General features: G+C 61.7%; 19 protein-coding genes. 12 read left to right on the plus strand and 7 right to left on the minus strand.

The genetic code is table 11. From position 1 onward, the window contains the following. Window positions 1–39: 39 nt before the first annotated feature. A complete protein-coding gene (locus QNI81_RS12425; RefSeq protein ID WP_283966685.1) occupies window positions 40–1590 on the plus strand; it encodes a DUF427 domain-containing protein in 1551 nt (516 codons plus the stop codon). Between the two features lie 135 nt (window positions 1591–1725). Here QNI81_RS12425 and amaB read toward each other — a convergent pair whose 3' ends face one another. The 6 genes from amaB to QNI81_RS12455 all read right to left on the minus strand — a co-directional run bounded on the left by amaB (window position 1726) and on the right by QNI81_RS12455 (window position 8205). Further along, window positions 1726–3234: an L-piperidine-6-carboxylate dehydrogenase gene (gene amaB, locus QNI81_RS12430; protein WP_283966686.1), complete on the minus strand. Its 1509-nt coding sequence runs from the start codon at window positions 3232–3234 to the stop codon at window positions 1726–1728. 8 nt (window positions 3235–3242) lie between these two features. Next, on the minus strand, window positions 3243–4364 hold the full coding sequence (locus QNI81_RS12435; protein ID WP_283966687.1) for a saccharopine dehydrogenase family protein: 1122 nt from the start codon (window positions 4362–4364) through the stop codon (window positions 3243–3245). Between the two features lie 117 nt (window positions 4365–4481). After that, on the minus strand, window positions 4482–4910 hold the full coding sequence (locus QNI81_RS12440; protein WP_283966688.1) for an Lrp/AsnC family transcriptional regulator: 429 nt from the start codon (window positions 4908–4910) through the stop codon (window positions 4482–4484). A gap of 3 nt (window positions 4911–4913) precedes the next feature. Further along, window positions 4914–5669 carry a YaaA family protein gene (locus QNI81_RS12445; protein ID WP_283966689.1) on the minus strand — a complete coding sequence of 252 codons (756 nt, stop codon included), beginning with the start codon at window positions 5667–5669 and terminating at the stop codon, window positions 4914–4916. 102 nt (window positions 5670–5771) lie between these two features. Continuing rightward, window positions 5772–7811 carry a DNA helicase RecQ gene (gene recQ / locus QNI81_RS12450; protein ID WP_283966690.1) on the minus strand — a complete coding sequence of 680 codons (2040 nt, stop codon included), beginning with the start codon at window positions 7809–7811 and terminating at the stop codon, window positions 5772–5774. Between the two features lie 106 nt (window positions 7812–7917). After that, on the minus strand, window positions 7918–8205 hold the full coding sequence (locus QNI81_RS12455) for a YggT family protein (protein ID WP_005653999.1): 288 nt from the start codon (window positions 8203–8205) through the stop codon (window positions 7918–7920). A gap of 133 nt (window positions 8206–8338) precedes the next feature. Here QNI81_RS12455 and QNI81_RS12460 point away from each other — a divergent pair, with 133 nt between their 5' ends. The 11 genes from QNI81_RS12460 (at window position 8339) to QNI81_RS12510 (ending at window position 18901) form a co-directional block, all read left to right on the plus strand. Then, window positions 8339–8917, plus strand: a complete 579-nt coding sequence (locus QNI81_RS12460) for an acyl-CoA thioesterase (RefSeq protein ID WP_114962200.1) — start codon at window positions 8339–8341, stop codon at window positions 8915–8917. Between the two features lie 50 nt (window positions 8918–8967). Continuing rightward, window positions 8968–10353: an MFS transporter gene (locus QNI81_RS12465; RefSeq protein ID WP_283966691.1), complete on the plus strand. Its 1386-nt coding sequence runs from the start codon at window positions 8968–8970 to the stop codon at window positions 10351–10353. Next, a complete protein-coding gene (gene mepA, locus QNI81_RS12470; protein WP_283966692.1) occupies window positions 10350–11273 on the plus strand; it encodes a penicillin-insensitive murein endopeptidase in 924 nt (307 codons plus the stop codon). The genes QNI81_RS12465 and mepA overlap by 4 nt, the downstream gene beginning before the upstream one ends. Further along, window positions 11246–12175 carry an esterase-like activity of phytase family protein gene (locus tag QNI81_RS12475; RefSeq protein WP_283966693.1) on the plus strand — a complete coding sequence of 310 codons (930 nt, stop codon included), beginning with the start codon at window positions 11246–11248 and terminating at the stop codon, window positions 12173–12175. Before mepA ends, QNI81_RS12475 begins: the two co-directional genes overlap by 28 nt. Window positions 12176–12306: 131 nt before the next feature. Further along, window positions 12307–12939 carry a queuosine precursor transporter gene (locus QNI81_RS12480; RefSeq protein WP_005653983.1) on the plus strand — a complete coding sequence of 211 codons (633 nt, stop codon included), beginning with the start codon at window positions 12307–12309 and terminating at the stop codon, window positions 12937–12939. Between the two features lie 445 nt (window positions 12940–13384). Beyond that, complete coding sequence (gene arfB / locus QNI81_RS12485) at window positions 13385–13804, plus strand: alternative ribosome rescue aminoacyl-tRNA hydrolase ArfB (protein WP_039983379.1); 420 nt, start codon at window positions 13385–13387, stop codon at window positions 13802–13804. A 142-nt stretch (window positions 13805–13946) separates the two neighbouring features. Then, entirely contained in the window at window positions 13947–14969 is a 1023-nt protein-coding gene (locus tag QNI81_RS12490; protein WP_283966694.1) for a P1 family peptidase, read from the plus strand. A 487-nt stretch (window positions 14970–15456) separates the two neighbouring features. After that, window positions 15457–16422 (plus strand): DMT family transporter, encoded by a 966-nt coding sequence (locus QNI81_RS12495; protein WP_283966695.1) that lies wholly within the window; start codon window positions 15457–15459, stop codon window positions 16420–16422. A gap of 15 nt (window positions 16423–16437) precedes the next feature. After that, window positions 16438–17058, plus strand: coding sequence for an HAD family hydrolase (locus QNI81_RS12500; RefSeq protein ID WP_283966696.1), 621 nt, complete (start codon window positions 16438–16440; stop codon window positions 17056–17058). After that, the gene (locus QNI81_RS12505) at window positions 17055–17972 is read left to right on the plus strand and encodes an ornithine cyclodeaminase family protein (RefSeq protein WP_283966697.1); all 918 of its coding nucleotides are present in this window, start codon (window positions 17055–17057) and stop codon (window positions 17970–17972) included. Before QNI81_RS12500 ends, QNI81_RS12505 begins: the two co-directional genes overlap by 4 nt. After that, window positions 17969–18901: an alpha/beta fold hydrolase gene (locus QNI81_RS12510; RefSeq protein WP_283966698.1), complete on the plus strand. Its 933-nt coding sequence runs from the start codon at window positions 17969–17971 to the stop codon at window positions 18899–18901. Before QNI81_RS12505 ends, QNI81_RS12510 begins: the two co-directional genes overlap by 4 nt. Before the next feature lie 2 nt (window positions 18902–18903). Here QNI81_RS12510 and QNI81_RS12515 read toward each other — a convergent pair whose 3' ends face one another. After that, the gene (locus tag QNI81_RS12515) at window positions 18904–20142 is read right to left on the minus strand and encodes an MFS transporter (RefSeq protein ID WP_005620102.1); all 1239 of its coding nucleotides are present in this window, start codon (window positions 20140–20142) and stop codon (window positions 18904–18906) included. Window positions 20143–20215: the final 73 nt, after the last annotated feature.

Here is a 20215-nt window from a genome sequence, read left to right on the forward strand (position 1 = left end):
TCCCATATTAGGAAGGCTAGCTTTGGACAGATACACCCCATGAACATTCAGGTCTCGCCGCGCAGCGGTTACGGTATCCTTGTGGAACAACTGGACGGCCCGGTTGCGGCCTATTACGGCGACACGCTGCTCGCGCAGAGCATCCGTGCCAAGGTGATGTATGAAACCCGCCTCTCCCCCGTGGTCTATTTCCCCAAGGAAGACCTGCTGGTGGATATGGACAAGGCCTGCAGCAAGACCACATTCTGCCCCTTTAAGGGCACCGCCCATTACCGCGACCTGATCCTGCCCGGCAAGAAGGAGCTGTGCAGCGCGGTCTGGAGCTATGACGAAACCCTGCCCGAGGCGCGCCAGATCAAGGGCCATATCGGCTTCATCCCCGAGGCGCTCGACCGGCTGGATCTGGGCCCAAACCGACTGCAAGCGCCCGATGATGGCAATATCTCCGGCCCATTGGTGGACTGGCTCCTGCGCGAGGCGGCCTTCCTGCCCTCGCCCGAGGAGTTCACCCAGGCCTTCGTCGCCAAACTGCACGAACAGGGCCTGCCCGTCAGCCGCCTGACCATCCTCGCCTGGGCCCTGCATCCCCGGATCGCGGGCCACCATTACCTGTGGGAAAAAGGCGTACCGGGAGTGGAGACATTTTCGCCCTCCTACGAGATCCACGAAAAGCCGGAGTTCAAGAACTCTCCGCTGCGCCATGTGTCCAAGGGGCTTGGCGGGCTGCGCTACCGATTGACCGGCGCGACCCCGCCCGAGGACTTCCCGATCCTGCGCGATCTGCGCGGCCGCGGCATGACCGACTATGTCGCCATGCCGCTGCCGTTCTCGGACGGGCGGATCAATGTGCTGACCGTCGCCTCGGACACCCCTGATGGCTTTAGCACTGCTGATCTGGGCTTGATCTTTGAATGCTCTGCGGTGATCGCGCGCTATTACGAGGTCTTCATGCAGCGTGAAAACGCGCAGGCCGTTCTGGAAACCTATGTGGGCAAACGCTCCGGTGCGCGGGTGCTTGGGGGCAACATCCGCCGGGGTGAGGGCGATGAGATCGACGCCGCGATCATGTTCTGCGATCTGCGCGGCTCCACCCTGCTCGAAGAAACCCTGCCGCGCGACACATACATCAAGCTGCTGAACAGGTTCTTCGAGACCACCTCCGATGTGGTGCACGCAAACGGCGGTGAGGTGCTGAAGTTCATCGGCGACGCGGTGCTGGCGGTGTTCCCGGCAGGCCAGAACCCGGCCGAAGCCCGCGCGCAGGCGCTCCGGGCCGCACGGGCCATTGTCGCGGCGCTGGCAGAAATCACCCCTTGCCCGTCGCTGCCCAATCTGGACTGCGCCATCGGGATTGCCTCTGGATCGGTGCTTTATGGAAATATCGGCTCGCAGGAGCGGCTGGATTTCACCGTGATCGGTCAGGCCGCCAATATCGCTGCACGTCTGGGCGATTACGGCAAGACCATTGGCCACCGCATCGTGGTGTCGCGCGACATCCTGACGGAGACCGCCGAGGCCAAGCCGCTGGGACATGTGAAGCTGCACAATGTCTCGCAGCCGGTCGAGAGCTTTGCCATCGCGGCAGATTAACAGAAACCTCCCCGCCGCATTGGGCAGGGAGGGAGACCCTCAGACACTCGTTACCATCACACAGCGTGTCCCGCCGCACTCTGGCGGGCGCGTGGCTGCCGCTTGCGCGACAGCCAAATCAGGACCGGCCCGACCTTAGATGTCGAACTTCACACCCTGCGCCAGCGGCAATTCCGCCGAATAGTTCACGGTGTTGGTCTGGCGGCGCATGTAGGATTTCCACGCGTCAGAGCCGCTCTCGCGCCCACCACCGGTTTCCTTCTCGCCGCCAAAAGCACCGCCAATTTCCGCACCCGACGGCCCGATGTTGACGTTGGCAATGCCACAATCAGAACCCGCAGCGGTGAGGAAACTCTCCGCCTCGCGCATATTGAGCGTGAACACGCAAGAACTCAGCCCTTGCGGCACGTCGTTTTGCATCTCCACCGCGTCTTCAAAATCGTCATAGCCCATGACGTATAGGATCGGCGCAAAGGTCTCTTCTTTGACCGACGCGCTCTGACCGGGCATCTCGACGATAGCGGGCGCCATATAGACACCGCCTGCGGGCACACCCTCAGTGACGCGCGCGCCACCATGCACGGTGCCGCCCTCGCTCTCGGCCGCCTTCAGCGCCGAGGTCATCGCATCCCCTGCGGCCTCGTCCACCAGCGGGCCAACCAGCGTGCCCTCGGCTTGCGGGTCGCCAATCGGCAGACCGGCATAGGCGGCCTTCAGGCGTTTCACCAGATCCTCGCGGATGGAGTTATGCACGATCAGGCGTCGCAGCGAGGTGCAGCGCTGACCGGCGGTGCCCACGGCAGAGAACACAATTGCCCGCACCGCCATTTCCAGATCCGCCGAGGGGGCCACGATCATCGCGTTGTTGCCGCCAAGTTCGAGAATGCATTTGCCGAACCGCTCTGCCACCACAGGTGCCACCGCGCGGCCCATGCGGGTCGACCCCGTGGCCGAAATCACCGGAACGGATGGGCTGGCGACCAGCACCTTGCCGAGTTCCGCATCGCCGATCAGGGTCTGCAGCAGGCCCTCGGGCGCATCCTCGCCAAAGCGTTTCACCGCGCGTTCAAAGATCTTGGTGCAGGCCAGCGCCGTCAGCGGTGTTTTCTCCGACGGTTTCCAGATCACCGGATCGCCACAGACAATCGCCAGCGCCGCATTCCACGACCAGACCGCAACCGGGAAGTTGAACGCCGAGATCACGCCCACAGGCCCCGACGGATGCCATGTTTCACGCATGCTGTGACCGGGACGTTCCGAGGCAATCGTCAGACCATAAAGCTGGCGCGACAGACCCACCGCAAAGTCACAGATGTCGATCATCTCCTGTACTTCGCCAAGGCCCTCAGAGGTGATCTTGCCCGCTTCCCAGCTGACCAGCGCGCCAAGGTCATCCTTGGCGGCGCGCAGTTCCTCACCCAGCAGGCGAATGAGCTCACCGCGACGCGGGGCCGGCACCACGCGCCATGCCTTAAACGCGGACTGCGCGCGTTCCAGAATGGCGGGCATCTCGCCTGCGGGGGTGTCGTGGACCTCAGCCAGCGTGCTGCCATCAATGGGCGAGCGCACCGCGCGGCTGCCACCGCTCAGCTCTGCTGCTGTGAGGTCGAGGTTCTTCAGGATATCGTCTGCTGTTTGTGCCATGTCTTTCATCACTCAGCTGCCAATTTTGTTGTGTCTGTCATGTGGTCAATGTCGCCCGCCCGGTAGAGCTGGCCAAATTCAGTCTCAAGGAACGCCAGAAGGTTCACCTGCTCCTGACGCACAAAACCGCTGGTGGGCAGCTCGCCGCGCCGCACCAGATCCACCACACCCAGCACGCCTGCGGTGGTGGTCACTTGGATCGCGCTCCATGTCTTGCCGCCGATCTGACGGGAATAGCTCTTGTTGATCAGGCTCTTTTCACGCAGCTCACCATTGATGCGGCCCCGCGCAGTGCAATAGACCAGCACCACGTCCTGATCGGTGCGCGGCAATGCGCTCTCGAAAATCTCTTTCATCAGGTCGCGGCGGCGTTCCAGCCCCAGATCATGCAGCAGCATTTTCAGGATGTCGCAGTGGCCGGGATAGCGGATCGACCGATACGAGACCGCCCGCGCCTTGCCCTCCAGCGTCTCCGGCAGGGTGCCAAGCCCGCCCGAGGTGTTGAAGCATTCATACTCTACCCCATCAAGGCTCAGACGCTCGTAATCTTCGAGCGGCGCGGTCTTGGTGCGCGCGCCATTCACGATGGCATCGCAGGGGTTGCAATACTCGTTGATCAGCCCGTCGGTGGACCATGTGAGATTATATTTCAACGCGTTGGTCGGAAACTTCGGCAGCGCGCCCACCCGCATGTGCAGGCTGTCCAGCTCGTCGAATTCTGCCGCCAGTGACGCGCCTGCGATGCCCACGAAACCGGGCGCAAGGCCGCTTTGGGGCATGAATACCGTCTTGCTCCCTTCGGCCAGCTTGCGCACCGCATCGGTTGCGGCCACATCCTCGGTGAGGTCGAAATAATGCGCGCCCGCCGTTTTGGCGGCCTCAGCTATCATTGGCGTCAAGAAGAACGGCGCGGCAGAAATCACCGCGTCAAAACCCTGAAGCCCCTTTGCCAGATCCACCGGATCCTTGGCGTCGATCTGTCGGGTCGGCACGCCCAGATCCGCAACCGCGCTCAGCGCGTTCAGATCATGATCCGCAAGCGTGACCTGATAATTGGCGGATGTTTTCAGGAACGTGGCAATCGCCTGACCGATCTTGCCCGCGCCCACGACACAGATGTTCCATTGCATGTGACCTGCACCTCCTCTTTGAGACCAGCGTGCAGGTTAAATTGTTCGTTTTGTAGGGTCAGGATTGTCGGAGTGACGTAAAATCGCGCCAAAATGACGGATCAATCGTCATATCGTTCAAACGCGATCAATCCGGCGGCCAAAGACCACCAGCGTATTGGTGCGCTGCACGCCCGGAATGCGGCCCACCTCATCGACCAGAATGTCCAGATCCTCGATCCGCGGCGCCTCGGCCGAAACCATCAGATCGTATTCGCCATTGATCGACAGGCACTGGCGAATTTCCGGGTAGGACTCCAGCCGCTTGATAATGCGGCCGGTTTCCTTTTGCTGCACTTCCAACAGCACCACCACCATGACCCGGTTGCCCTCGTCGGGATCGCGCAGCACCACGGTGTAGCCCGCGATGATACCGCGCTCCTCCAGCCGGGTGATGCGCTCATGCGCGGTGGTGCGCGCCACCCCCAGCTTTGCCGCCAGTTTGGTGGTGGATTCACGCGCGTTGTGCTGCAAAGCCGCGATGATCCGGCGGTCGAGGTCGTCCACGGATCAGCCCCGCACAAAAATCGGGCGCTGCGGCTGCGAAACCTCCGCATCAAACGCATAGCCCCCAACCGTGAACCCCTTCAGATCATCGGCCTCAGTGATGCCATTCTCCAGCACCCAGCGCGCCATCGCGCCGCGCGCCCGTTTGGCGGCAATGCCGATCACTTTACGGCTGCCGCCGCGCTCCTCCTCAAAGCGCGGGCTGATCAGCGTCAGATCGCCCAGCGCTTTGGGAGGCACCGCCTTGGCATATTCCTCAGAGGCGAGGTTCAGGACGCTGCCGACGCCCAGCTCGCGGGCCTCTTCCACGATGGCGGCGGCAATCTTATCGCCCCAGAACCCATAGAGCGTCCCGGCCGGGTGCCCCGGTGTTTTGCGCCCCATTTCAAGGCGATAGGCCTCGATGGCGTCCGTGGGACGCAACAGACCGTATAGCCCCGACAGAATGCGCAGCCGCCGCTGTGCGGCGTCCTTGGTCACATCGTCAAATGTAGCTGGCTCCAGCTCCTTGTAGACGTCACCGTCAAACATCAGCCCCGCTGCGCAGGTCCCATCGCCATTCCACGCCTGAAACCGCTCTTTATTGAGCTTGGCGAGTGTCGCACTGATCCCCATCAATTTGGCGATCTCATCCTCGGACCACTCACGCGCCACTGCGGCCAGCTCTGCCGCCTCATCAAGGAACCGCGGCACCGTTTGCGCATGACCACGCGCACGCTCTTCGTTCAGTTTCTTTGCGGGGGACACGATAATGATCAACGGCTGCACTCCTTCGGGATCGCTTTTGCACAGAGTTGTAACGCAATTCGCACGGGTGCCAAGCACTGCTGCGGCAGGTCCCGGTCAATTCTGGGCGACGCCCTATCCCGCGCCGCGCAAGACATCCAGAAACGCCGAGGCGAAGCGTTGCGCGCGGCGCTCCCCCAGCAGCCGCTCCAGCCCCGTCTCATCGTCACTGCGCATCTGCGCCACCTTGGCCAATTGCGAGGCCGAACAGGTCAGCGGCTTCTGGGTGCCGCATTCGCCGCGTTGCAACCGCGCCTGCACTTCCAGAAGTGTATCGTAAATTGACCCCTGCGCCCGCCCCGCCAGCTTGCGCCGCGCCGGGTGCAGCGCTTCGGCTTCGCCGGTGATCACCCCAAGGAACTCATCGCCGTAGCGGTCCAGTTTCTTTGCCCCAACGCCGGAAATGCGCGCCATCTCATCCAGGCTTTGCGGGCGTTTTTCCGCCATCTCGATCAATGTGCGGTCGGGAAAGATCACATAGGCCGGGACTTTTTGCGCCTCGGCCAGGGCACGCCGCTTGGCCTTCAGCGCCGACAAGAGAGGCGCATCCTCATCCGAAACCAGCGCCTTGACCGCCGGGCGGCGGGTGGCGGATTTGATGGTGTCTTTGCGCAGGGTGATACTGTCCTCACCACGCAGGATCGGCAGCGCGGGTTCGGTCATCCTGAGCGCGCCGTGGCGCTCCGGGTCGGGCCGCACCAGATCACGCCCCATCATCTGCCGGAAGATGGCCTGCCACTCGGGCTTTGAATGCTCGCGCCCGCAGGCAAAGACCGACAGATCGTCATGCCCCTTCTGACGCACGCGGTCATTGGCGTTGCCGATCAGAATATCAATGAGATGCCCCGCGCCATAGGTCTCCTCGGTGCGCAGAATGGCCGAGAGCGCCTTTCGCACGGCGGTGGTGCCGTCAAACGTCTCGACCGGCACATCACAGAGATCGCAATTGCCGCAGGGCTGCGCCTCTTCGCCGAAATACCCCAGCAAGGTCTGACGCCGGCAGGTCATTGCCTCCGCCAGTCCCAGCAAGGCATTGAGCCTTGCATGATCCGCGCCGCGCCGTTCGGGCGGCGCAAGCCCCTCGTCAATCTGGTTGCGGCGCAGGCGGATGTCTTCGGGACCAAACAGCGTCATCGTCTCGGCGGGCGCCCCATCCCGCCCGGCGCGGCCGATTTCCTGATAATAGGCCTCGATACTCTTGGGCAGATCCGCATGAGCCACCCAGCGGATGTCGGGCTTGTCGATGCCCATGCCAAAGGCCACCGTGGCCACCACGATCAGCCCGTCCTCGCGCGCAAAGCGGGTTTCCACGATGCGGCGGTCCTCGGCCTCCATACCGCCGTGATAGTGACACGCCACATGGCCCGAGGCCTCCAGCGCGCGGGCGATGTCCTCGGTCTTAGCGCGGGTGCCGCAATAGACAATGCCCGACTGGCCGCGCCGCGCATCGGCGAACTCCAAAATCTGTTTGCGGGGACTGTCCTTGGCGGCAAAGGCGAGGTGAATATTGGGCCGGTCAAAGCCGCGCAGAAAGGCGCGCGGGGCCTCGCCATCAAAGAGCTTCTGGACGATCTCAGCTCGGGTTTCCTGATCCGCCGTCGCGGTAAAGGCCGCCAGCGGCACGCCCAGCGCGCGGCGCAACTCGCCGATGCGCAAATAATCCGGGCGGAAATCATGGCCCCATTGGCTGACGCAGTGCGCCTCGTCCACCGCGATAAGCGACACGCCAATGCGGCGCAGCATCCCCATGGCGCTGCCTGCGGCCAGCCGTTCGGGCGCCATGTATAATAGCTTCAGCTCGCCCGCCTCGATGGCGTTCCAGACCGCTTCGGTCTCTTCCTCGGTATTGCCAGAGGTGAGCGCCCCGGCACAGACACCGGCCTCCTGCAAGGCGCGGACCTGATCGCGCATCAACGCGATGAGCGGCGAAATCACCACTGTGATGCCCTGCCGCCTGAGCGCAGGCAGTTGGAAACACAGGGATTTGCCGCCCCCCGTGGGCATGATCGCCAGCACGTTTTCGCCTGCGCTCACGGCGTCGACGATCTCTTCCTGTCCGGGGCGAAAGCCGTCGAATCCAAAGATATCGCGCAACAGGGGGATTGCGTCGTGCATAGGGGGCCTGTGGGTTGGTCTGCTCAGGTTATGAGCGGCACAATCCCACAGCTGGAATCGGGGGGCAAGACCCGCCGCGGGCCGCAGCGGTCAATTGGCGCAGGCGCTAGTAGAAGATCGCCGCGTTGTTCACCAAGATGATGCGCAGCGCATAGACACCGATCAGCACCACCAGCGGGGCCAGATCGAGCCCCTGCATATTGGGCAGGATGCGGCGCACCGGCGCGTAGATCGGCTCAAGAATACGGTTCAAGCCATACCAGATCTGCGCCACGAACTGTTGGTTCAGGTTCAGCACCTGGAAATTGATCAGCCAGCTCATGATCACATGGGCAATGATGAAGAACCAGACAATGTCCAGAACCAGCATCAGAATTTGAAACAGCGACTGCATCTTTGAACTTTCCTCTTTCGAACCGCACCACAGGTAGGCGTGACGCGCAGATTTCGCAACCCTTCCGCGAGGTCTTAGGTTGACGTGTGGTGAACAGGTGGCATGTAGAGGTGATGTAAACCGGAGCGTTCAGATGTACCCGATAGTCCGCCTGTTAAAAGATGCCGTGATTGCCAGCCGCCAGCCGCGCCTTGCGCCGCTCGACACCCATGTGTCGCGCCATCACTGCTGGCCGTGGGATATCGACATCTGGATGGAGCTGAACAATGGCCGCACGCTGACGCTTTATGATCTGGGGCGCACGATGCTGACCCTGCGCACCGGGCTTGCCGGAGTATTAAAACGCGAAGGCTGGGCCGTGGCCGTGGCGGGCACCTCGATCCGCTATCGCCGCCGCATCAAAGCCTTTGAACGGTTTGAAATGAAAAGCCGCGCCATCGGCTGGGACGCGCGCTTTATCTATGTGGAACAGGGCATGTGGAAGGCGAACGGCGACTGCGCCAACCACGCACTCTTGCGCACGGTGGTGACCGACAAGAACGGCATCGTGCCACCCGAACGTGTCATCAAGGCGTGGAAACAGGACATCAATAGCCCCACCCTGCCCGATTGGGTGCAGGCGTGGTGCGACGCGGAAGACAAACGCCCCTGGCCGCCGATGGCGGATGAAGATGCCGGGAGAGACGACGTGAGGCTTGCAAGCGCCTCCTGACCCCTGCCATAGCTAGACCAAACAGTGCATTGAGGCATTTGAGGGCAGTTATGGCAGACCTTTCGGCAGCACAGGGCATTTCCCTGCGAAAACGCATCTGGGGCTGGTGGTTTTTCGACTGGGCCAGCCAACCGTATCACACGCTGCTGGTGACATTCGTCTTTGGCCCGTTCTTTGCGGCAACCGCGACCGAATATTTCCTTGCCTCGGGCCTGAGCGGCGAGGCCGCCCGCGCGCAGGCACAATCGAGCTGGTCGCTCTGCCTTACGATCACCGGGCTGATTATCGGCCTCTCGGCGCCCTTCCTTGGGGCGCTGGCCGATATTGCCGGGCGCAAACTGCCGTGGATCATCGGATTTTCTGTGGCCTATGTGGCGGGCTCGGCGGGGCTGTGGTTCATGGATCCGGCGGGCAGCAACCTGTGGTGGATGCTCATTAGTTTCGGCGTCGGCTTTATCGGCGCGGAGTTTGCGCTGATCTTTGTCAATGCGCAGCTGCCCTCGCTCGGCACCAAAGAAGAGGTCGGACAGGTGTCAGGCTCGGGGTTCGCTTTTGGCTACCTCGGCGGGGTGATTGCGCTGTTTATCATGCTGTTGTTGTTCGTTGAACAAGACAGCGGCAAGACGCTGATCGGCCTAGACCCGGTTCTGGGCCTCGACGCCAGCGCGCGCGAGGGCACCCGCGCGGTGGGCCCCTTTGTGGCGATCTGGTTTGCGCTCTTTATGATCCCCTATTTTGCATGGGTGCGCGACCCACGCGGTCCCCGACGCGGCAGCGCAAGCCTTGGTCGGGCGGTGTCGATGGTGGTCACCTCGGTCAAGGGGCTGAAACATCGCAAGAGCCTCACCAGCTATCTGGTGTCCTCGATGCTATATCGCGACGCACTCAATGGGCTTTATGGGTTTGGCGGCGTCTATGCGGGGTTGGTGCTCGATTGGTCGATCACCCAGATTGGTATCTTCGGCATTATCGCCGCGATCTCTGCCGCGCTGTTCAGCTGGGCGGGTGGGCTTGCCGACAAACGCTTTGGCCCCAAACCGGTGATTGTCACGGCCATTCTGGTGCTGAGCCTGGTCTGCCTGATCGTCGTCAATATGTCGCGCACGCGGATCTTTGGCGTCGCTTTGGCAGAGGGATCAAGCCTGCCGGATCAGGTCTTTTTTGCGTGCGGCGTGCTGATCGGTGGTTTCGGCGGAATCTTGCAGGCCACCAGCCGCACCCTGATGGTGCGTCACACAACCCCAGAAACCGCCACCGAAGCCTTTGGACTTTATGGGCTTTCCGGCCGAGCCACAGCGTTTTTGGCGCCTGCGTTGATCGGCCTTATGACAACACTTACGGGCAGTGCGCGCCTTGGCATTACACCGGTGATTGCGCTCTTTGCCCTTGGTCTGTTGTTATTGTCTCGGGTCGATGGTGAAGGAGATCAGGTTTGAGGTTTTTCATACAGATAGCATTGGCGGCTTTTGTGCTGGGCGCATGTGCCCCAGAACAAAAAAGCCAGCCCACATCGGTTTCCACATTCGCCAATAAGGCGGTGAACTCCACCGCGCTTGCCAAGCAATTGTTCGGTGCGAAACGCTCCGCCTCTGCCCAGCGCCCTGCGCCTTATGGATCTTACTCCAAAGGCTGCGTCGCTGGTGCCGCGCAATTGCCCGAGACAGGCCCCACTTGGCAAGCCATGCGCCTCAGCCGCAATCGCAATTGGGGGCATCCTGAGGTCATTGATTTCATTCAGGATCTAAGCCGTTTTGCCGCGCGTCAACCGGGCTGGAAGGGGCTCTATGTCGGTGACATCAGTCAGCCGCGCGGTGGGCCGATGCTGTCCGGGCACCGCAGCCACCAGATCGGTCTGGATGCCGATATCTGGATGCTGCCGCCGGATCGGCTCGATCTGAGCCGCGAGGCACGCGAAAACATCTCGTCTATTTCCTTGCGGCGCGCCAGCGGGGCCTATGTGAACTCCAATTGGAGCGCCCAGCACCACGCCATTCTGAAAGCCGCTGCATCGGACCCGCGTGTGGCGCGGATCTTTGTCTTCCCCGGCGCCAAGGTCAAAATGTGCGATACCGAGACCGGAGACCGCAGCTATCTGCGCAAAATTCGGCCATGGTGGGGGCATCACTACCACTTCCATGTGCGGCTCAATTGCCCCAAAGGTACCCGTGGGTGCGTCGAGCAGGATCCGCCCCCGCGCGGGGATGGCTGTGATGACGCCCGCGAGTGGGTCGCCAACATCCTTAACCCTCCGCCGCCAAAACCGGTTGACCCGAACGCGCCAAAGCCTAAACCGCGCAGGGACTACACCCTATCGGATCTTCCACAACAATGCGCCGCCGTTCTCTCGTCCGACTAGCCTCGCTCTCTGCTGCCCTGATCGTCGCGCTCTGCGCGGCGGCATGGGCGGCATCCACCGTCTGGAAAGTGACCCACGCCGAAAGCAATAGCGCGACCTATGTCTCCAGCTATCGCTGGCAGGAGGACGCTCCATGGTTTGGCGGGCTTTCGGGGATTGATCTTAGTGACGATGGCCAGCGCTTTACCGCGATCACCGACCGCGCGCATATGGTCAAAGGCGAGATCACCCGCACCGACGGGGCGATAACGGGCGTTCGGATGACCGAAGATGTCCGGCTGCGCGATGCGGATGGGGCGCCGATTGCCGATAAGGTCGAGGACAGCGAGGGCCTCGCGCTGACCGGTGGCGACAGGTATTTCGTGTCGTTCGAAAGCCCGCATCGGGTGCTGGAGTATCGTGGCGCGCAGGTGCGCCAGCTCGAAACACCGCGCGATTTCAAACAGTTCTACATCAACTCCTCTCTCGAGGCGCTGGCCTATCGCGACGATGACGGGCTGGTTGTCATCTCTGAAAGTGCGCCAAGGGACCCAGAGACCTCGCGCGTCTGGCGCTGGTCCGCCCCCTCCGGTTGGCAGGCCCTTGGCGCATATCCCGAAGGCGATGGGTTTTTGCCGGTTGGCGCTGATTTCGGCCCGGATGGCGCGCTATATGTGCTGGAGCGCAAATTCATCACCATCGGGTTCCGCAGCCGCCTGCGCCGTTTCGATCTGTCGGATCAGGGTCTGAGTGGTGGAGAGGTGTTGCTGAATACGCCCCTCGCCATGCACGACAATCTCGAAGGCGTCAGCGTCTGGCGCACCGCATCCGGCTCGCTGCGCGCAACCATGATTTCGGATGACAATTTCTTTTGGGTGCAGCGCACGGAACTGGTCGAATACGATCTGCCCGACCGACCCTGATGCGGATCGCCCCATAAAAACAGGGGGAATCGCTTGCATTCACCTTAAGATCTGCATAAACGAAGCGATCTTTCGCGCTCCGAATGGGGTGCACAAGTCTCCGCGACCTTGTCTAAAAAACGGTAATATACATGACCCGCACCTATCTTCCTGGCGTTCTCGCCATGGCTGCCGTCGTGGTGGCCTCCAACATCCTCGTGCAATTCCTGTTTGGCAACTGGCTGACCTGGGGCGCGTTTACCTATCCCATTGCCTTCCTCGTCACCGATGTGACCAACCGCGTCTATGGCGCAGGCCCCGCGCGCAAAGTCGTGCTGGCCGGTTTTGTCGTCGGCGTGATCTGTTCGCTCATTGGCACGCAGATCATGGGCGAGTTTGGCCCGCTGGTGACCCTGCGGATCGCCATTGCCTCTGGTCTGGCCTTCCTGCTGGCGCAGCTGTCGGACGTGGCGATCTTTGCCAGCCTGCGTGGTGGCAAATGGTGGCGTGCGCCGCTGGCCTCCACGCTGATCGGATCGTCGCTCGACACCGCGATCTTCTTCACCATCGCCTTCTCCGGCGCGCTGACCTTCATTGAGCCCGCCAATGACGTCTCATGGGCCGGTGAGATGCTGCCGCTTCTGGGCGCAGGCCCGGTTGCACCGCTTTGGGTGTCGCTGGCCGTGGCCGACTGGCTGGTAAAGCTGTCGCTGGCGCTGATCGCGCTGATCCCCTTCCGTCTGATTGTTGCGCGTTTGACGCAATCTCACCTCACCGAGGCGTGATTTCGCGCGGATTTCATTTGGTGATCTGCCTTTTCCGTGCCAACCTGATGGCAACAGAAACAGTGAGAAAAGGAGGTGATCCAGTGTCAAGAAAGGGATTGGAGCAAGGAGCAGCAACCACCGGAGCGGTCCGCCACTGAGGCAGCCCTCTCTGGCAGCGGCCAACCGGCTGGGTCTGCACAGGCTGATACAGCGCTGACAGCACCCTAACCTGCCTTTGCTCTCATAGACTTTCGGAAGGGCCGCACCATCTGGAGCGGCCCTTTTCCGTGTGTGGTCCGTGCGTGGTCAGCATATTGTGAGTGCCAACCGTGCTCTGGAGCGATGCGGTGCTGACAGAGTGGGGTCACAGTCCCGCGTCAGATGCACTTTCCCTGATGGCGCTTATCCGGGGGGGGCGCAAAACCGGTTCCCACTTTTGCACGACATGCTCTATGGTCCGCCCATGCTACGCATAAACGACGATATCACCCTGCAAGATTGGGAACTGACCGAGAGCTTCATGCGCGCTTCTGGCCCCGGTGGGCAGAACGTCAATAAGGTTTCATCGGCTGTCGAGCTGCGCTTTGAGGCCGAACGCTCGCCGCATCTGCCCGGCCCAGTCAAAACCCGCCTGCGCCGCATTGCCGGGCGGCGCTGGACCAACGACGGCGCGCTGATCCTGCAATGTGACGAGACCCGCTCGCAGGCGCGCAATCGCGAGATCATCCGCGAACGCCTCGCAGAGCTGATCCGCCGCGCCTTGATAAAACCCAAGCGCCGCATCGCCACCAAACCCACCCGAGGCAGCGTTGAACGCCGCCTCAAGGCCAAGAAAACCCGCGCCGAGGTCAAATCCATGCGCGGGCGTGTGGACGGCGACTGAATTTTGCAATTGCGTCTGGGCGTTTAGCGGGCCAACCTGCGGACAGTTGCCGCAAACGCCAAACGGCGCGCCAGCGCTGAACCTGCGCGCCCGGAACGGGCGCTCCGCTTGATAACCGTTCATCACGACAGGACGCCCCCTCATGAAACCCGGTCCCCGTAATCTCGTTACCGATGTCGCTGGCCTGAAGGTCGGCAATGCCCAGGATGCACGGCTGAAATCAGGCACCACGGTGCTGACGGCGGATCAGCCCTTTACGGCGGCAGTGCATGTGATGGGGGGGGCGCCCGGCACGCGGGAAACCGATCTGCTCGCGCCCGACAAAACCGTGCAGGCGGTGGATGCGCTGGTTTTGTCCGGCGGCTCTGCCTTTGGGCTGGATGCCTGCTCGGGCGTGGTGGACGGGCTGCGTGCCATGGGGCGCGGTTTCCGCCTTGGTCCAGCGATTGTGCCAATCTCGCCGGGGGCCATCATTTTTGACCTGCTGAATGGTGGCGATAAGGGCTGGACGCAAAACCCCTATCCGGCTTTGGGACGCGCGGCATTGGACAATGCGGGCGCGGAGTTTGCCCTCGGCAGCATTGGCGCAGGCACCGGTGCGCTGACGGGGATGCAGAAAGGCGGGCTTGGGTCTGCCTCGCTGGTGCTGGAGAGCGGCCACACGGTCGGCGCGCTGGTGGTGGTCAATCCGATCGGGTCGGTAACCACACCGGGCGAGCGCCATTTCTGGGCCGCGCCTTTTGAGATCGACGGTGAGTTTGGCGGGCTTGGCCCCGATCCCCGCGCGGGCCTCGGGCGCAGCCTGCGCAGTCGCAAAATGGAGGCGATGGCGGCACTTGCAGGCGAGGCGGTCTCGTCTGAGGGGTCCAACACCACCATTGCAATTGTCGCCACCGATGCGGTGCTGACAAAGGCTGAGGCCAAGCGTTTGGCGACCACAGCCCATGACGGTATGGCCCGCGCCATTCTACCCTCGCACGGGCCACATGATGGGGATCTGGTCTTTGCCGCGGCCACCGGGGCGCAGCCGCTCAATGATCCCGCGGCGGATATGCTGGCGCTGTGTCATGCAGGCTCGCTGTGTCTTGCACGGGCGATTGCGCGCGCGGTTTACAAAGCGACCCCGGCAGAGGGCGATATTCTGCCGTGTTGGTCTGAGGTCTGACCAAAGACGGCACGACGCATATCCGGCCTGCCCCATGGCATCCGGTGCGCTTGTGCTGATTTGGTCGCTCTGGGCTTACGGTCTTTCGAAATCTGCCCGGATCGTCAGGCGAAAGGGTCTGGATAAAGATGGCGGCGCCGCCACAAAAGGCGGAGGTGGCCGGGGATATCTCCCCGCGTGCTCAACGTTATCTCTGCACTGCTCCCCAGAAAGGGAAGCCGGTTCCTGATGCCGAAGGTTTTAAGTCCGGCGGATGATCGCGATCCGGGTCACAATAGCCTTGTGGGTTTAGGATTTCATAAGCCCAGCGTGCGCTTGGGGCGCAACGGGGATGCGAGGCTCTGCCTCGCGCTCCGGGATATTTGGCGTTAGAAGAGGGGGGTGTTGTCCTGAAATCAGGATTGGTACATCGGGTAAAAATTGTACCCCAGTGCCATTCTGATTGCCCCAAATGCAGTCCTGCGCGAGAACATTCCGGGGAGTGCACATGATGCGTATATCACTGATAAATTCCAATGTTTTAGGTATCCTTGCCGCTGTCGGTGCGGCGGTGTCCTTTTCCATCATTGATGTCACGTTCAAGTTCCTCTCCCAAGGCTATCCGCTCTATCAGATGGTGTTCATCCGCTCTGTGGTGGCGTTGTCGCTGCTCTTTGTGATCATTATCCCCCTAGAGGGGGGCTATAAGATCCTGCGCACACAAAACATCCGCCTGCATGTGATGCGCAGCCTGGCGGTGCTTTTTGCCAATATCAGCTTTTTCTCGGGCCTTGCGGTATTGCCGCTTGCGGAGGCGATTGCGATCTCATTTGCCACACCGCTGATCGTGACATTGCTTTCGGTGCTGTTTTTGAAGGAGCGCGTCGGACCGTGGCGCTGGGGGGCGGTGATGGTGGGTTTCAGCGGCATTCTGGTGATTGTGAAGCCGGGGTTGGATGCCTTTCAACCCTATGCTTTGCTGCCGTTTTTTGGCTCTTGCGGCTATGCGACGCTGCATATTCTGACGCGGCGGGCGGGCGGGTCGGACAAGGCCGCGACGCTGTCGTTTTATCCAACGTTTGCGTTTTTGGTGATCAGCGCGCTGGCGGGAGTGGTGTTTGGCCATGGTGGCTGGGCCACGGGCACGCCGGTGCTGGATGTGGTGCTGAAACCCTGGGCCTGGCCCGAGGGCCTCGAGTGGGCGATTTTCGCCGTTGCCGGCGTGTCCGGTGCCATCGGGGGCTATCTGGTCGGTCAGGCCTACCGCATGTGCGAGGCCGGGCTGGTGGCGCCGTTTGAATATGTCGCCATGCCGCTGGCTGTGGTTTGGGGGGTACTGGTTTTTGCGGAATGGCCGGAACCTTCGGTTTGGCTTGGCTCGGCCTTGATTATCGGCGCGGGGCTTGTTTCTCTTTGGCGTGAGACCCGCACGCCCGGCCCGCCGCCGCGCCCGCGTCCCCGTTCCTCCGGCTAGAAAGGCCCTGAACTTATGCCCATTACCGCTGTCGTCTTTGATATTGGTCGTGTTCTGATTGAATGGGAGCCTGAGCGCTTCTTTGACACATTGATCGGAGAGCCACGTCGCCATGCGCTCTTTAAGGAGGTGGATCTGCACGGGGCGAACCTTGATGTGGATCGTGGCCATCCGTTTCGCGAGACAATCTATGGGCTGGCGGAAAAACACCCGGAGTGGGCGGAGGAAATCCGCCATTGGCATGACAGCTGGATCAAGATGGCCAGCCCCGAGATCCCCCATTCGGTGCGGCTGCTGCGCGCCCTAAAGGCCAAGGGGGTGCCGGTCTATGCGCTGACGAATTTCGGGGCAGAGACCTTTGTGATTGCGCAGACCCATTATCCGTTCCTGCGCGAGTTCGATCAGGCCTTTGTGTCGGCGCATCTGCGCTGCATCAAACCGGATGCGGAGATTTACGCGCATCTGGAACAGGGCACCGGACGCCGCCCCGAGGAGCTGTTGTTTACGGATGATCGCCCCGAAAACATCACCGCAGCGGCGGTGCGGGGCTGGAAAACCCATCTGTTTGACCACCCGGAAACTTGGGCTGCGCGGCTGGTGGAGGAAGGGCTGCTGAGCGAAGAGGACGCCCGATGAGCCTGCCTCAGATCGGTTTTGACGAGGGCGAGGCGCTGCTCGATTGGGTGGCGCTTACGGATGCACTGGCCGAGGGGCACAGCCGCCCCAAGGCCGAGGTGGGCGATACGTTTCTCTATCGCGGCAAGGATACGCTGCTGTCGCGTTCGGCCTGGATTGACGGTCTGGGGATCGCGGTGAAAACAGCGATGATCTTTCCAGACAATCCCGCCCGAGAGCTGCCGATGATCAATGGCGCCGTGAGCCTCTTTGACGATGCAACCGGCCAGCCTGAGGCACTGGTGGATTTCCATCTGGTGACCAAGTGGAAGACCGCAGGCGACAGCCTCTTGGGCGCGCGCAGGCTGGCTAACCCCAACGCCGAGGCAATACTGATCGTGGGGGCAGGCACCGTGGCGGCCAGCCTGATCGAGGCGTTTTCCGCGGTGTGGCCAGACGCCCAGATCCGGATCTGGAACCGCACCACCGCCAAGGCCGAGGCGTTGGCGCAGGACTATGCAGGGGTTACTGTTGCCACCGATCTGGCGCAGGCGGTCGGGGCTGCGGACATCATCCTGACCTGCACCATGTCGACCGAACCGGTAATCCGGGGGGAGTGGCTGCGTCCGGGGCAGCACCTCAATATGATTGGCGCGTATCGCCCGGATATGCGTGAGGCCGATGACGCCGCACTTCACCGCGCGCAGATCTATTGCGACAGTTTCGACACCACGCTGGACCATATCGGCGAGTTTAAGATCCCGCTGGCCTCGGGGGCATTGCGCCGCGAAGAGGTCTTGGCGGATTTTTACAATATCGATAGATTTACGGGCTACAACCCTGAGGCGATAACCTTGTTTAAAAACGGTGGTGGCGCTCATCTGGACCTGATGACCAGCCGTCATATTCTGGATCTTTGGACCCGCAATACATGATTTGGTTCCTCTGCGCTGCCCTGCTTGTGATCGCCCTGCTGTTTCTGCCTGCATTGCAAGAAGCGTTGCGCCGGCCGCTGAATGAGGCGATGCGATCGGATGCGCCGGGCGATTTTGCCGAACTGTCGCAGGGGCAGACACATTACCGCTGGATTGGGCCGTTGCGCGGACCGGTGGTGGTCTGCGTGCATGGGATCACCACCCCGTCAGAGGGTTTCGTGCCGCTGGCCAAGCAATTGGCGGAGATGGGGTACCGGGTGCTGCTCTATGATCTTTATGGGCGGGGGTATTCCGATTACGTGCCCGGCGTTCAGGATCGGGAGTTTTTCCTGCAGCAGTTGAATGATCTGCTCGCCTTTGAAGGGATCGTCGAGGATTTTGTCCTTGTTGGGCATTCTGCGGGGGGCGCGATTGCGACCGCCTATGCCGCCGCCAATGTCTGGCGGATCCGCAGCTTGATCCTGATCACCCCTGTGGGTCTGCACGAGCCGCGTGGGCCAATGGCGCAGTTCAGAAAGCGTCCGCATGGGGTCAAGAATCTGATGCTGCGTTGGTCTTATCCAATCGTTGCCCGCCGCTATGTGAACCGGGTGCTGGCCGATCCGCGCACACCGGAAGAGGTGCAAAAGGCCCAACGCGCGCAGAGCCGCAGACAGGGGCATGCACCCTCAAATTTGGCAGCGATGCAGGGTATCCTGCGCGAGGATTTTGCGCCGGAGCAGAAGACATTCAACCAACAAGGCCTGCCGGTTCTGGCGATCTGGGGACGGGACGACATGATCGTCCCCTGCGACACCATCGGACGGCTGGCAGAGATCAACCGTTCTGCCAAACAGGATGTGATTGAAGGCGCAGGCCATGAGGTGGTCTATACCCACCCCAAGGAAGTTGCGCGCATTATATACGAGAATCAGCGGCTTGGTCTATAAGGTCAGGCCGCTGCCGCCTGCAGGGGACGCTCGCGCACCGGCAGATGGACGATGGCGCTGAAGGCACCGACGCCGACGCCAATCCACCAGACCATCGTGTAGTCGCCGTAGATGTCATACATCCGCCCGCCAAGCCACACGCCCAGAAACCCGCCGATCTGGTGGCTGAGAAACACGATACCATAAAGCGTCCCCATGTAACGCAGCCCGTAGATATGGGCGACCAGCCCCGAGGTGAGCGGCACGGTGGCCAGCCACAGCGAACCCATCGCCACCGAGAACAGGATCACCGAAAGCGGCGTGATCGGCAGCAAGATAAAGGCTCCCGCCACAATGGTACGCGCGGTGTAGATGCCCGCGAGAAGGTATTTCTTGGAATAATGCTTGCCCGCCCAGCCCGCGAGCAATGTGCCCGCCACATTCGCCAGACCAATGAGCGAGATCGACACCGCCCCCAGCGCGGAGGTGGTGGTGATCCCGATACCATGCAAAACGCCCCCCGGCATGATCGGCCCGCACATCTCTGTCACAAAGGCCGGAAAATGCGCGGTGACAAAGGCCAGCTGATAGCCACAGGAGAAAAACCCGAGGAAAATCAGCGTGTAAGACGGATCGCGAAAGGCTTTCTTGAGGATCGAACCTAGGCTTTCCTCCAGCTCTGCTTTGCCCGCAGAGACTGGCGCGCGCATCAGGGGCAGCGACAGGATCAGCGCCAGAACGACGCCGGCAAAGACCAAAAACACCGTCTGCCACGACATCAGCCCCAGCATATATTCCGCTGTGGGCGCGCCAAAGATCTGCCCTGCCGAACCAGCTGCGGTGACAATCGCCAGCGACATGGAGCGGTTCTCGTCCGAGCTGGCGCGCCCCACCACGGCCAGCACCACGCCAAAGCCCGTGCCCGCAACCCCAAAGCCCACCAGCCATTCATAAGCCTGCATTTCCGTTGGGGTTGTCGCGCCCGCGCTCAGCACAAGGCCCGCCGCATAGATCACCGCGCCGATGATGATCGCCTTACGGTCGCCGATCTTCTCGGCGATGGCGCCAAAGATCGGCTGACCGATGCCCCAAGCGAGGTTCTGGATGGCGATGGCGAGGGAGAATTCGCTCCGAAGCCAGCCAAAATCCTCGGCAATCGGGATCTGGAACACCCCAAACGAGGCGCGCACCGCAAAGCTCACCATGATAATCAGACAGCCCACCATCAGGACGGGGGTAAACAGAGGGGTGGGACGATCCATGGAGGTGCTCCGCTAAGGTGAAAGGCCAGTTTGACCATCGCAACCGAGGCGTCAATTCAGGAGTTTTGAATGC

This window comes from Tritonibacter sp. AK171 (assembly GCF_030127025.1).
GTDB classification, from domain to species: Bacteria; Pseudomonadota; Alphaproteobacteria; order Rhodobacterales; family Rhodobacteraceae; genus Epibacterium; species Epibacterium mobile.

What these genes read in the sequence shown, in the direction of transcription:
- QNI81_RS12425 (WP_283966685.1), top strand. Translation starts at nt 40, where the DNA reads ATGAACATTCAGGTCTCGCCGCGCAGCGGTTACGGTATCCTTGTGGAA.
- amaB (WP_283966686.1), bottom strand. Translation starts at nt 3,234, where the DNA reads ATGGCACAAACAGCAGACGATATCCTGAAGAACCTCGACCTCACAGCA.
- QNI81_RS12435 (WP_283966687.1), bottom strand. Translation starts at nt 4,364, where the DNA reads ATGCAATGGAACATCTGTGTCGTGGGCGCGGGCAAGATCGGTCAGGCG.
- recQ (WP_283966690.1), bottom strand. Translation starts at nt 7,811, where the DNA reads ATGCACGACGCAATCCCCCTGTTGCGCGATATCTTTGGATTCGACGGC.
- QNI81_RS12455 (WP_005653999.1), bottom strand. Translation starts at nt 8,205, where the DNA reads ATGCAGTCGCTGTTTCAAATTCTGATGCTGGTTCTGGACATTGTCTGG.
- QNI81_RS12460 (WP_114962200.1), top strand. Translation starts at nt 8,339, where the DNA reads ATGTACCCGATAGTCCGCCTGTTAAAAGATGCCGTGATTGCCAGCCGC.
- QNI81_RS12465 (WP_283966691.1), top strand. Translation starts at nt 8,968, where the DNA reads ATGGCAGACCTTTCGGCAGCACAGGGCATTTCCCTGCGAAAACGCATC.
- QNI81_RS12475 (WP_283966693.1), top strand. Translation starts at nt 11,246, where the DNA reads ATGCGCCGCCGTTCTCTCGTCCGACTAGCCTCGCTCTCTGCTGCCCTG.
- QNI81_RS12480 (WP_005653983.1), top strand. Translation starts at nt 12,307, where the DNA reads ATGACCCGCACCTATCTTCCTGGCGTTCTCGCCATGGCTGCCGTCGTG.
- arfB (WP_039983379.1), top strand. Translation starts at nt 13,385, where the DNA reads ATGCTACGCATAAACGACGATATCACCCTGCAAGATTGGGAACTGACC.
- QNI81_RS12490 (WP_283966694.1), top strand. Translation starts at nt 13,947, where the DNA reads ATGAAACCCGGTCCCCGTAATCTCGTTACCGATGTCGCTGGCCTGAAG.
- QNI81_RS12495 (WP_283966695.1), top strand. Translation starts at nt 15,457, where the DNA reads ATGATGCGTATATCACTGATAAATTCCAATGTTTTAGGTATCCTTGCC.
- QNI81_RS12500 (WP_283966696.1), top strand. Translation starts at nt 16,438, where the DNA reads ATGCCCATTACCGCTGTCGTCTTTGATATTGGTCGTGTTCTGATTGAA.
- QNI81_RS12505 (WP_283966697.1), top strand. Translation starts at nt 17,055, where the DNA reads ATGAGCCTGCCTCAGATCGGTTTTGACGAGGGCGAGGCGCTGCTCGAT.
- QNI81_RS12510 (WP_283966698.1), top strand. Translation starts at nt 17,969, where the DNA reads ATGATTTGGTTCCTCTGCGCTGCCCTGCTTGTGATCGCCCTGCTGTTT.
- QNI81_RS12515 (WP_005620102.1), bottom strand. Translation starts at nt 20,142, where the DNA reads ATGGATCGTCCCACCCCTCTGTTTACCCCCGTCCTGATGGTGGGCTGT.